Annotated in this window: 6 protein-coding genes; 4 read left to right on the forward strand and 2 right to left on the reverse strand. The window is 36.0% G+C overall.

What is annotated here, in order from left to right; translation table 11 throughout:
- Positions 1-167 precede the first annotated feature (167 nt).
- The gene (locus A8143_RS03780) at positions 168-1,025 is read right to left on the reverse strand and encodes a M23 family metallopeptidase (RefSeq protein ID WP_066756509.1); all 858 of its coding nucleotides are present in this window, start codon (positions 1,023-1,025) and stop codon (positions 168-170) included.
- Positions 1,026-1,231: 206 nt separating this feature from the next.
- Between A8143_RS03780 and A8143_RS03785 the strand changes: the two genes are divergently transcribed.
- From A8143_RS03785 to A8143_RS03795, 3 genes are read left to right on the forward strand one after another with little or no spacing between them, the layout of a single operon-like run.
- Complete coding sequence (locus A8143_RS03785; protein ID WP_066756511.1) at positions 1,232-3,643, forward strand: choice-of-anchor L domain-containing protein; 2,412 nt, start codon at positions 1,232-1,234, stop codon at positions 3,641-3,643.
- 38 nt (positions 3,644-3,681) lie between these two features.
- The gene (locus tag A8143_RS03790) at positions 3,682-6,324 is read left to right on the forward strand and encodes a serine hydrolase domain-containing protein (RefSeq protein ID WP_066756514.1); all 2,643 of its coding nucleotides are present in this window, start codon (positions 3,682-3,684) and stop codon (positions 6,322-6,324) included.
- A 39-nt stretch (positions 6,325-6,363) separates the two neighbouring features.
- Complete coding sequence (locus A8143_RS03795; RefSeq protein ID WP_066756516.1) at positions 6,364-9,687, forward strand: VCBS repeat-containing protein; 3,324 nt, start codon at positions 6,364-6,366, stop codon at positions 9,685-9,687.
- Here A8143_RS03795 and A8143_RS03800 read toward each other — a convergent pair.
- Positions 9,682-10,467, reverse strand: coding sequence for an SDR family oxidoreductase (locus A8143_RS03800; protein ID WP_066756518.1), 786 nt, complete (start codon positions 10,465-10,467; stop codon positions 9,682-9,684). The two genes, A8143_RS03795 and A8143_RS03800, sit on opposite strands and share 6 nt — an antisense overlap.
- 166 nt (positions 10,468-10,633) lie before the next feature.
- Here A8143_RS03800 and A8143_RS03805 point away from each other — a divergent pair, with 166 nt between their 5' ends.
- Positions 10,634-13,975, forward strand: a complete 3,342-nt coding sequence (locus A8143_RS03805) for a VCBS repeat-containing protein (RefSeq protein ID WP_066756520.1) — start codon at positions 10,634-10,636, stop codon at positions 13,973-13,975.
- Positions 13,976-13,999 lie beyond the last annotated feature (24 nt).

The raw sequence follows: 13,999 nt of genomic DNA on the forward strand, positions 1-13,999 counted from the left end.
TAATACTTAGTATTATACTCAGAATTAGAATTCTGTTTCGAAGAATAAATTGGGAAAGCTTAAACCACATTTATGTAAAGAAATTTTTCAGGGACAAATGTAATGAATCCAAACCAAATGGACGGATTGACCAGGACAATTGTACCAAAAAATCTGTTAAATGAAGTTTACTTAAATGAAATGTACTCTTCAGGATCTAAAACTTGACCATTTTTCCACATTTCAAAATGTAAATGAGGACCTGACGTAAGTTCACCAGAATTCCCTACAATTGCCACAGGGTCACCGGTTTGAACAAAGTCCCCTCGTTTTTTTAGAATACTCGAACAATGCTTGTAGATAGTCAATAAATCACCGCGGTGTTGGATTACTACAATTTGTCCTTCTGCTTGGGTCCAACCCGTTAAAACGATTCTACCCTCCAAACAAGCTTTGATAGGCTCATCAGCTAGCGTTACAATGTCAACTCCAAAATGACCTTTTTCTTTATCAAACGAATGAGAAACAAGTCCATTAACAGGAGTAAAGAAAAAATCTAGTGAGGTTGCTGTTTGATGATTTGAAATTCCTGCTGCTAAATTGGATTCAATTTTTGCTCTTAGTATTGAGTCAGATTCATTTTTTGAAAAGTCCGGAGTATAATTTTCCAACGTATCTCCTAAAAAATTAGAGGAGCTATCTTGAAACATTCCTCCATTTAATATTTCTCGCAAGTCATTCAGGTAGATTTCATTTGCTCGAGTAGTAGCGTATAGAGAGTCAATCAACTTACGATTCGAATGAAGTGCTATTTCATTTTCATATGCATTATTTCCTGTAAAAACTGATTTTAAACCGGTGTATTTTACCAACGAAAATAAAGCTACAATAATGATAATTGTATATAATCCGAGCAAAGAAATGAGGTTAAATGAAGAAACACGAAAACTCCACTTTTCTTGATAAGTGCTATCGTCGATGAAGGTTAATTTGTGTTTTTCACGCGACCGATCAAAATAGGTTTTTATTTTATCTCTTAATCCCACGGTTGGCTCACAAAGTTAACGGTATATTCAATTAATTCGATGTCTTATGCAACTAATTCCACTATTTTAATCAATCAGACCTACATGTTACTCTTTTTTTTGAGTTTTTAACAACTATTTAGGTTTTGAAAACGTTATACTTACGCATGGATTACTTAAATTTGGATGAACAAATTTGGACGTAATTTTAAGCGCCGAAATGTTATATGAAAAATTTCAAACTCATCTTAATAGTCCTAACTTCGTTTAGCGTTGGAACGATGGGTTTTGCGCAGTTAACCACGTCAACGGCACTTAGTCCTGCCGAACTTGTTGAGTCTGTTTTAGTTGGTGACGGGGTAACCGTTTCTGGTGTGACTTATACGGGTGATGCTGAAGCAATCGGTTCGTTCAATGGTGCAAGTACCAACCTTGGGTTGAATAGCGGGATTATTTTAACTACGGGTACGGTTAAAAATGAAGTTGGTGGATTGGGTGGCGAACAAAGAGGACCCTTTGGTCCAAATGATACCGGTTCAGCTGGAAAGGCTAATGGACAACCAGGGTATGGTGCTTTAACCTCAATTGCTGGAGTAGAAACAGAAAATGCTGCAATCTTAGAATTTGATTTTGTTCCGCTCAGTGATACGGTTCGATTTCGATATGTATTTGGGTCGGATGAATACCCCGAATTTGTTGGAGAAGGATATAACGATGTTTTTGCTTTTTTTATATCAGGACCGGGCTTCGGAGGAACATATAATATGGCACAAATCCCAGGTGGTGGTGGACCAGTTTCGATTGATAATATTAATAACGGACCAACCAACTCAGGTCCTTGTCAAAACTGTGAATTTTATATTGAAAATGGAACCGGCGATGAAGACCCTTTTGCTTCAAGCGAGTTTTATATTCAATACGATGGGTTTACTACAGTGATGGAAGCTGTGGCCGAAGTGCAATGTGGAGAAACGTATCATTTAAGAATTGCTATAGCAGATGCAGGTGACGAAATTTATGATTCTGGAATCTTTCTCGAAGCAAATAGTTTAGCGAGTTATGCCCCGCTTGAAATGAGTGCAAGTCTTGATCTTGATGGTTTTGGTGATGGTACGACGATGGCGGAAGGGTGTGAAACTGCAACTGTTACGGTTAAAAGATCTTATTATTCTGAGTCGCTTAATATTCCTGTGGTTGTAACTGGTTCAGCAACGGAAGGTGTTGATTTTAGCGAAATTCCAGACAATGTGTTTTTTCCGGCAGGAGTTTCAACAGTTACTTTTTCGTTTGATGCGTTTTTGGATGAACTCGACGAAGGTACTGAAGACTTGAAAATAGAATTGAATCATCCTGACCCTTGTGGTGAAGATAATTTTGTAAGCATAGATATGGCGATAAGAGATGTTGATCCGCTTGAGATAAGTGTCGAAAATAAAGAAGTTTATTGCCCAGGAGATGAGGTGGAATTGGAAGTCGTGGTTTCAGGTGGCTTACCTGAATATACGTATGATTGGAGTATAGGAGGTTCTGAACCAACAATAACCATTACTCCGGAGTTTACAGCTATTTACGGAGTCACGGTTAATGATGAGTGTATTGGCGAGCCTGTAATCACATTTGGTACCGTGTTTGTTCCAGATTATCCTCCATTAGGTGTTAACACTTCGCCCGATACATCCGTATTGTGTCCAAATACTCCAAATGTTCTCTATGCAGAACCTTTTGGAGGAGAAGGTAGCTATGCCTATGAGTGGTATGCGAATGAAGAATTAATTGGAACAGGAACATTTGTTAATGTCTCTCCTATGGTTACCACAACGTATACAATAATCGTTACGGATGGATGCGGAAATGTTGTAACAAAGGAGGTTACCATCACGGTAGAAGCTTCAGTCTTAGAGTTAGAAATGAGTCCAGATCAAGTTATTTGCCCTGGAGATTCTACTGAAATTTATGTGATAGCAACTGAAGGACTTGGTGATTACACGTATTATTGGCTGCATTCTGGGGAAACAACTTCAAGTATTACAGTTGCACCCTATGAAACAACTTCATACACTGTTTCGGTAGAAGACGCATGTCATACCTACGATATAAAAGGTACGACAACAGTTGAAGTCATTCAACCTATTGCTAATTTCGATGTTTTAACGAGAAATCCAATGGAAGGATTAAGAGTTTCCTTTAGAAATACCTCAGTTGATGGGGTGTCTTGGGATTGGGATTTAGGGAATGGAGAATCTTCATCAGAGCATTCGCCAACCGTAATTTATAGGCCTGCTGGTTGGTACGATGTAACTCTAATTGCGTATAATGAAATTGGTTGCTCTGATACCATTACAAAACCAATTTATATTAAGCCTGAGTTTTTCTTTTATGCGCCTAATGCATTTACCCCTGCTGATGGTAGATTTAATAATAGTTATGGTGTCAGTATAATTGGAGCGACCGATTTTGAGTTTCATATCTTTAACCGTTGGGGTGAATTGATTTATTATACAAATGATCGTTACTTTCAATGGGATGGTATGTATAAAGATGAGTTCGTAGCTGATGGTGTATACGTCTATAAAGCGAAAGTTGCAGATCAAGAATTTAAAGTGCACGAGTTTGAAGGTATAATTACTGTGCTGCGTTGATTCAATTCTTTCATTACATTTGTTGAAATCATTCGTCAATGAAACCCTATTCTTACCTGTTTTTATTGTTGCTCCTTTTTAGCTGTACAGATAAAACCGTCGAGACACAACTTAAAGATGAAACACAAAATGATAATAATCCAATCGTAGATAGTTTGTTTGGTGTTTTGGATGAGGAAAAACAATATTTCCAGCACTTTATCCTTGAGTTTCCAGCAGCTTTTCAAAATAATTTAGATAGTCTCATTAATTGGGTTGCTCTTAAACAGCCTGGGGGGCTTCATTTTAAAGATTGGGATGTTGATAGCATAACCGTATTTCGAAATAAATTAGAAAAACTGGACATTATTCAACCGTTTATTGAGGTTAGTTATTTTGATTACCTAAACATTTCGCCTTACGCCTATTGGTTATCCTCAGAAAAAAACAAAGACCATAATTTAAACAAAGTTTTTGAGAAAGACCGCATATCTTTTATTCATTTTGAAGATATTAAAAAGACAGATACTTTTTATAACTGGCTCAATAACTGGGAAAATAAAAAGAAACATGAATTTATTGTAGCCAATTATTCTGATTCGCATTTTAATGAACACTACAGTCGATTTTTGAAGTCGGTAAGGCGTTCAAATCATCATCTCAATCTAGAATTAAATTACCTTGATACTGTAGACTTAAATGCTGTAAAATCGATTTATAATTACCAAGGTTTATTTTTTGTAAAATCAAAACCTCAAAAAATAAATCAACTAATTAATAATGGTGCTGATGTTGTACGAATTGATGCCCGTCATTTTAATTTGAAAGATATCCCATATACCCAATGGAAAAAGTCAAATTTTGATAAAGAAAAGTTTATAAAAAGCACGAAAAAAATTCTTTCGTATAAAAGAACTTTTGAAGATACTTTGGAATTAAAAAGTCCAGAAGAGCTAAAGCTATTTACTGCACAAAATTTAATTCACAATTCACATTCCCTTTTGAGGGACAAAAATAGTCTAATACCATTGTCTCCGGGATATAAAATTTTGGGAAGCTCGCAATTAAGTATTAATGCTAAAATCAAGCAGGGGGATAGAATTAGATTTGAGGATTTTAATTTTAAGAATACAATACCCGTACTAGAAAAGAAACGTGGTAAGCTGGTTGTTTTTATACCCGATACGTTGTCATTGGACAATGTAGAACAGTTGAATAAATTAACGAATAGGAATGAAATAGTGTTTTGTATTTCTAATGTTAAACATATCAATGTATTGGATTCAGTTGGAACATTAGTTTATCAAAGAATAGATTCTATAAATGGAGGTGATCAAACTAACTTTATTCAAGCATTATCTGGGCATATGACTTTCAACGGTAATCTGCCTTTATCCAACAGTTTAATGGAAGGAATAAAAACGACAAAAAAGAAGCTGGCAAGAACTACACCAATATTTTGCGGAATTAGTGCAGACTCTTTGAATAATATTGATAAATCTGTCCGCGTAGCTATAAACGGAAGGGCTTTTCCAGGTTGTCAAGTGCTAGTTGCGAAAGACGGGAATATAATTTATGACAAAAATTTTGGACACCATACCTACCAACGAACGCAAAAAGTGACGGGAGAATCAATATACGATGTTGCTTCACTGACAAAAGTCGTTGCTACTACGATGATCGGGATGAGACTGTATGAAGCGGGGTTGTTTAAATTAAATGATAGTCTTTATCAATACCTTCCTGATTCGCTCGATGATTGTTTAAAACGGCCAAGTACCCTCAGAAATATAACCTTTCAAGAATTGTTTACTCATACAAGCGGTTTGCCGTCAGGTTTCCCAGTTTTACCTTATATGCAATACACGAATGAAGAAGTTGGTCGTTACGATAAATTTTATTGTGATAAACAAGATTCTCTCTACACCATCCCAGTAGCAGAAAATTTATTTCTAGATGAAGAGTATAAAGACTCAATTTGGTTAAAACTGCATGAATTATGGATTGATCCTTCTAAGACTTACAGGTATAGTGATGTTAATATGAATGTTTTGTACGAAATATTTAAACATATTATTCGATCAAATAATCGAGTATTAAATGTTGACTTAAACGATTTAGCTGATGAGGATTTATTTGAATTTGTATTAACACGAGATGTGTATGATCGTTTAGAAATGGGGAATACAGGCTACAATCCTTTGATTCGAACAGCAAAAGAGCAAATTGTTCCGACAGAGAATGAACGATTTTGGCGCAAGCAATTGCTTCAGGGTTATGTGCATGATCCAAATGCTGCGCTTTTAGGGGGTGTTGCAGGCAATGCAGGTATTTTCTCTACAACTAATGATTTAGCAATCCTAGGAGAGATGCTATTGAATGGGGGAGTGTATAACGATGAGCGCATATTGAATAAATCTACCATTGATTTATTTACATCTTCTCAAGCTAATTCGTGGAGAGGTTTAGGGTTTAATAAACCCTCTTTTACTTCTACTGCTTACGGTTGTGCGGATAGTGCTCCTCCAGAAACTTATGGTCATACTGGTTTTACAGGAACATGTATTTGGATGGATCCAATAAATCATTTGACCTATGTATTTTTGTCAAATCGTGTACATCCCTCAGTTAATAATCGAATATATCAATATGCTATACGCTCAGCTATTCATCAAATTGTCTATGATGCAGAACTACTTTAGATAATATTTCATATTTTTGAGTAAACCAACTGTATTAATATGAATTTGACTAAAGCTACCGCTTTAATGGGGCTATGCTATTTGGTATTCTCATGTATCAATAAACAACATAAACTAGAAATCCCCCAAGAAAATCAAGTCGAATTTGAGATGAGTTTTGAACAAGTGAGCCCATCTCATTCAGGTATTGATTTTATCAATTCTATTCAAGAGAATGACGAATTTAATTACTATAAGTATGAGGATATATACAGTGGTGGTGGTGTCGCTACTGGAGATGTGAATAACGACGGATTAATTGATATTTATTTTACAGGGAATCATGTTTCTGATAAATTGTATCTAAATCAAGGAGAGATGGTTTTTGAAGATGTAACAGACAAAGCCTTTGATTATGATTTAGCAAAAGGTTGGCATACAGCAGTAAACATGGTGGATATTAATGCAGACGGATGGTTGGACATTTTTGTGTGTAGGTCGGGTAAACTAAATCAACGAGCGCTATTTTCAAATTTACTTTTTATCAATAATCAAGACGGAACTTTTACGGAACAGGCAGAGGCTTACGGTTTGGCGCTAAAAAAAAGAACGATGAATGCCGCATTTTTTGACTACGATAATGACGGTGATTTAGATCTTTATATGCTCAATCATCCGCATCAATATGAAGAAGGACTTTTTTCTGGGCAGGAGTTAAGATCACTTAAAACTGTAGGGCCTGATGCTGATATGTTTCTTGAAAATCAGAACGGTTTGTTTGTAGATGTGTCTGAGAAGGTTGGAGTACGAAACAATATGTACGGTTTGGGAATAGGTGTAGCAGATATTGACGGGAATGGGTATTTAGATGTTTATGTTTCTAATGATTATGAAGATCCAGATTTACTCTACATGAACAACGGGGATGGCACCTTTACTGAAGAAGCAAAAAAGCGATTCAAGCATTTTTCTAATTTTTCAATGGGGAATGATATTGCCGATATTAATAATGACGGATTTTTGGATGTTGTTACACTAGATATGGCAGCGGAAGATCATGTGCGTTCAAAGCGGAATATGGGAGGAATGAGCACATCTTACTTCTGGCAAATTGTGGATGTAGGATTTCACTATCAATTTATGTTTAATTGTTTGCAGCTGAATAATGGCAATGGAACGTTTAGCGATATAGGGCAGATGGCAGGAATTTCGAAAACTGATTGGAGCTGGGCACCTTTGATTGCAGATTTTGATAATGATGGATTTAAGGATTTGTTTGTGACCAATGGTTTTAAAAGGGATGTGAGGGATAATGACTATAATAATCAATACTTTAAAAAGAAACAAAGCGGAGGAATTGAAGATTTACAGCAAGAATTAGCATTAATTCCAGCTACTAAAATTGAAAATTATATGTTCCGAAATAACGGTAACCTGACTTTTGAAAAAGCAACAAAAGATTGGGGTTTAGATGTGCCAATCAACTCGAATGGAGCGGCATATGCAGATCTAGATAATGACGGTGATCTCGATTTAATCGTGAATAATATGGAGGAGGAATCACTTATATTTGAAAATAAATTGCAAGGAAACTCAAATAACTATTTAAGGGTTAAGATTGATGGTTACAAAGATAATTCTCTAGGTCTAGGAACAAAGGTTTGGGTGTATACGGATGATGGTAGGCTATATCAAGAATTTCAAATCTCGAGGGGGTTTATTTCTAGCGTTGAACCTTATTTGCATTTTGGTCTTGGTGATAGCAAGGTTAATAAAGTTGTTGCGAAATGGTTGGATGGTACTGTGGTTGAGGTGAGTCACCCAAAACCAAATAGCATATTGAATTTGAAGTATCAACAAGGAAAAATTAAATCAATCACGCAAAGTAAGCATGAGATGTTGTTCAAAGATATTACAGATTCTCTGCTTTCGCATAAACATGTTGAAGTTCCTTTTAATGATTTTGAAACAGAGGTTTTGTTACCGAATAAGCTGTCGCAGGCCGGTCCTTTTATTACTAAAGGAGATGTGAATGGAGATGGATTGGAAGATATATATATATCGGCTCCAAAAGGAGAAAAAGGACGCATGTTAGTTCAAACAAATCGTGGTTTTGTTGAAAAAAATGGACCTTGGCAAAAAGAAGTTGAACGCGAAGAAATGGATGCCTTGTTTTTTGATGCAGATAATGATGGCGATTTGGATTTGTATGTTGTGAGTGGAGGAAATGAGTATTATTTCGATTCTCCTTTTCTTGTTGATCAGCTATACATCAATGACGGAAAAGGTAACTTTAAAAATGAGTCCAAGCGTCTGCCACAAATTCCTATTGGCGGTCAAACTGTTGCAGCAGCTGATTATGATCAAGATGGAGATTTAGACTTGTTTGTTGGAGGAAGGCAAGTACCAGGCTATTATCCATATGTACCCAAAAGTTATTTGTTTAAAAATGAAGATGGTCGATTTATTGATGTAACGGGTTCTTCTCCAGATGTGCAAGGTGCGGGATTGGTTACGGATGCTTTATTTGATGATTTTGATCAAGATGGAGACCCAGATTTAATAATTGTAGGAGAATGGATGCCAATTTCTTTTTATGAGAATAATCAAGGTGCTTTTTCAAATGTCACTGCTCTCTATAACTCAACGCAATCCGTTGGTTGGTGGTATAGCATTGATAAGGGAGATTTAAATAATGATGGTAAATCTGATTTTGTTGTAGGAAATCTTGGTGAAAATAATAAGTTTCATCCAACCGTAGAAAAGCCCTTAGAGGTTTATTGTCATGATTTTGATGGAAATGGAACAAATGACATTGTTTTGGCAAAATACCAAGATAAGACGTGTTACCCAGTTAGGGGACGCCAATGCTCTTCTGAACAAATGCCTTTCATACAGAAAAAATTCCCAACTTATAGTGAATTTGCAGCGGCAGATTTAAATAAAATCTACGGTGAAGCTAATTTGGATAAGGCTTTACATTTTACCGCAACCAGTTTTAGTTCAGTTGTGTTGGTTAGTAAAAATGGTAAATTCGAAGAGAAGCATTTGGCAACAGAATGTCAGATGGCGCCTATAAATCGTTCAGTTTTTGCGGATGTTAATGATGATGGAAATATAGATGTTATTACTGCCGGGAACAATTACGCGGCAGAAGTGGAAACAATTCGTTACGATGCTGGACGTGGTACAGTTCTACTCGGAGATGGCAGTGGAGGTTTAAAGGCACTTGCACCAACTGAGTCTGGTTTTTTTGATAATAATGATGTTAAGGATATGGAACTTGTAAAAATGCCCAATCAAACCATCGTAATTACAGTTTCAAATCAGGGTAAGGCTAAAACGCATCGTGCCTTAAAACTAGTAAATAGCTTAACCTTATAAAGATTTTGTTCTACCTCCATCTACTGGAACATTAATGCCGTTGATGTAACTGGCCGCTGGTGAAGCAAGAAATGCTATAGCATTCGCCACTTCTTCAGGTTCAGCAATTCGCTGCATAGGTGATGCATGTGACATTTCTTTTAATATCTCCCCATAAGATTTTCCAGTTTTTGCACTTTTATTTTCAATGATCGATTTTAAACGAACGGTATTGGTGGCTCCTGGTAAAACGTTGTTGACTGTAATGTTGTATTGACCCAATTCATTCGCTAATGTTTTACTCCAATTGGCTACCGCTCCTCTGATTGTGTTAGAAACACCTAGATTTGGTAAAGGTTGTTTTACTGATGTTGAAATCACGTTGATAATACGACCATAGCCAGCTTTTATCATCAGTTCCTTAACATTAGTAACCAAAATATGATTGCATATTAAGTGCATATTAAATGCAGCCGTGAATTCTTCTATGTTTGCCGTGTTGATTGGTCCGCCAGCCGGGCCTCCTGTATTGTTAACTAATATTTCAACCGACTTCCCGTTCAGGAATTTTTTAAGTTTCGATTCTAATTCTTGGGGTTGTGTGAAATCAACGACCAACAAATCATGAATTTGATTCTTAGAAGTGTCAAGACTGTTTTTAGCCGCCATTAGTTTTTCTTCGTTTCGAGCGATTAAAATAATATTTGCTCCAAGTGAAGCTAATTCACGAGCTGTTGCTAAACCAATTCCTTGTGTGCTTCCACAAACAATTGCAGTTTTATTTGTCAAATCTAAGTTCATTCGAAATTTTTTTAACAAAGGTAAAAATTACTTGTTTGTTTTAATAGTTTTGTTCAGAGTTCTTGATTAACATATATATATTGCACCTTCTTTTCGAAGGTGAAAAGGGTGAGTATAAGTAGAATTATATTAGTATATTTGTTTGACAGCTAATTAAAACTTTGATATGAATAAATTGCGTTTATCTTTAATCGCTTCTTGTGCCTTGTTGGCATGTACGGGTTCATCAGATGAATCAAATAATAAAAACAATAACTCTGAAGAGAAAGTTGAGTCAATGCGATTCGAAACATTAAGTTCGAACGACACTGGTATTGAATTTTTTAATACCATAGAAGAGACCGAAGAATTCAATTTTTACAACTACGAATATATATACAATGGTGCTGGTGTTGCTGTTGGAGATGTAAATAATGATGGTTTGCCAGATTTGTATTTCTCAGGGAATCAAGTACAAGATAAGCTGTATTTAAATCAAGGTGATATGAAATTTAAGGATATTACCGAAACGGCATTTGATGAAAATGCAAACGAAGGATGGCACACTGGTGTTACTATGGTTGATGTAAATGGAGATGGTTGGTTAGATATCTATGTTTGTCGCTCAGGAAACCCCAAAGACCGTTCGTTAATGGGGAATTTACTATTCATAAATAATGGAGATAATACTTTCACTGAAAAAGGAAAAGAATATGGAGTAGATGTAGCAAAACGTACAACTCAAGCCGCTTTCTTTGACTATGATAATGACGGAGATTTAGACTTGTATGTTATGAATCATCCGATTAAAGAACCAAGAGAACGGTTTGTTACCGTGAACGAATTTCTTAGGTTAAAAAAATATGGTGAGGATGCTGATGTTTTTCTAGAGAATAGAGATGGAAAATTTGTTGATATATCGAAAGAAGCAGGAATTGAAAACAATTGTTTCGGTCTAGGAATAGCTATAGGAGATGTGGATGGGAATGGTTTTGCTGATGTCTATATTTCAAATGATTATCAAGATCCTGACTTTTTATACATGAACAATGGAGATGGTACATTCTCTGAGGAAATAAAAGAGCGTACAAACCATATATCCAATTATTCTATGGGGAACGATATAGCTGATTTCAATAATGATGGTGCCTTGGATATAATGACGCTTGACATGGCTGCAGAAGATCATGTCCGTTCAAAAAGAAATATGGGAGGAATGAGTACTAAGAATTTCTGGGATTTAGTAAGTGTGGGCTTTCATTATCAATATATGTTTAACGGACTGCAAATGAATAATGGTGATGGTACATTTACGGATGTTGGTCAGCTGGCAGGAGTATCAAAAACTGATTGGAGTTGGGCACCGCTTTTTGCTGATTTTGATAATGATGGAAAAAAGGACCTTTTCATCACCAATGGATATCGCCGGGAAGCTAGAGACAATGATTATACGCGAACATATTCCATAAAAGAGGAGCGAGGAGAGATTGAAAATTTCGAAGAAGGGCTGGCGTTAATGCCTACTACTAAAATTTATAATTATATTTTCAAAAATGAGGGTGAAATTCACTTCTCAAAGAAAACAGAAGAATGGAATATTAATGCACCAATTAATTCAAGTGGTGCGGCATACGCGGATTTGGATAATGACGGGGATCTCGATTTAATCATCAATAATATGGAAGAAATGTCTTTCATTATGGAAAACAAACTTGAAACGAGTAATAATTATGTGAAGATTAAAGTAACGGGTGAAGGGAAAAATTCTGAGGCAATCGGAGCTAAAGTGAAGGTGTTTACAGGAGATGAAATTCAATTTCAAGAATTGCATTATACAAGAGGGTATGAATCGAGTGTAGAACGTGAATTGCATTTTGGTATAGGCGATCATGATCAAGTGGATAAAGTACAAATTCAATGGACAAATGGGGCAACTTTAGAGAAAACGAATATTGCGGCAAATAAGCGACATGAATTTGGCTTAGAGGATGCAAATAATGCTGATATTTCTCCAGAAAAGGTGCAGCCACTTATGACTAACGTGTCTGATTCTTTATTTGATTTTGTTCATCACGAATTAATGGCTGATGACTTTAAAAGTGAGGTTTTATTGCCGAATAAGATGTCTCAATTAGGACCGTTTATTTCTAAAGGTGACGTGAATGGTGATGGGCGTGAAGATTTATATGTATCGGGTGCAGCGGATTTCAGCGGAAAACTTTATGTGCAACAAGCTAATGGTACCTTTAAAGAAAAAGCTGGACCATGGAATAAACAATCAAAGCGTGAAGAAATGGATTCAGAGTTTTTTGATGCCGATGGTGATGGTGATCTCGATTTGTATGTCGTTTCTGGAGGTAATGAATATAATTATCAATCAGAGTTGATGAAAGATCAATTATACATTAATGATGGAAAAGGAAACTTTACGAATGAATCGAAAGATCGCTTGCCAAAAATGGAGTCTTCTGGGCAAAGAATTTTAATTGGAGATTATGATAATGATGGTGACTTGGATCTTTATGTTCCTGGAAGACAAACGCCTGGATACTATCCTTTTGCTCCAAGAAGTTATTTATTGAGTAACGCTGGGAATGGAATTTTTAGTGATGCAACAGCTAGCGCTATGGATCCAAATCATACGGAAGATAAGCTTAATTTTATGGGACCAGGAATGGTAACAGATGGTCTGTTTGATGATTTTGATCAGGATGGTGATTTGGATATTGTACTTGTAGGAGAATGGATGCCAGTTACTTTTTTTGAGAATAATCAAGGTAAATTTATCGACGTAACCGACCGAATGAATCCGAGCAAAGAAATTGGATGGTGGTATTCAATCTCTTCGGGTGATTTTAACGGTGACGGAATTAATGATTATGTCGCCGGAAATTTAGGAGGTAACAACAAGTTTCACCCTTCAAAAGAAAAGCCGTTAGAGCTTTATTGTAGTGACTTTGACGAGAATGGCACCTATGATATCGTTTTAGCAAAATATCAAGACAATATTTGTTATCCAGTTCGTGGTAAACAATGCTCTTCTGAACAAATGCCTTTTATCAACAAAAAATTCCCAACGTTTTCAGAATTTGCATCGGCAAATCTGGAAAGTATATATGGTGAAGAAAAATTGAATCAGGCGTTGCACTATTCTGCAACATCCTTTAAATCATCAGTGTTACTGAGTGAAAATGGTGTGTTTTCTACACATAAATTACCTGTTTTTGCACAACTAGGTCCAATTAATGAGTCGATTGTAATGGACGTGAATAATGATGGGTTTTTAGATATAATTGCCGCGGGAAATAATTTTGCAGCTGAAGTTGAAACCATTCGTTATGATGGTGGAAGAGGGGTTGTTATGCTCGGGGATGGTAAAGGAAATTTTGAAGATTTGACTTTGTCCGAGTCTGGTTTTTATGAGCCGATGGATTGTAAAGATATGGTTTTAGTGAACTCAAATGGCCGTGAATTGGTGATTACCGTATCGAATCGTGCACCATCGAAAACCTTTATTTTTAACAATTGATTAATAGGATAATAATTTAATAAC

The organism is Crocinitomix algicola, assembly GCF_001661595.2.
Taxonomy (GTDB): Bacteria; Bacteroidota; Bacteroidia; order Flavobacteriales_D; family Crocinitomicaceae; genus Crocinitomix; species Crocinitomix algicola.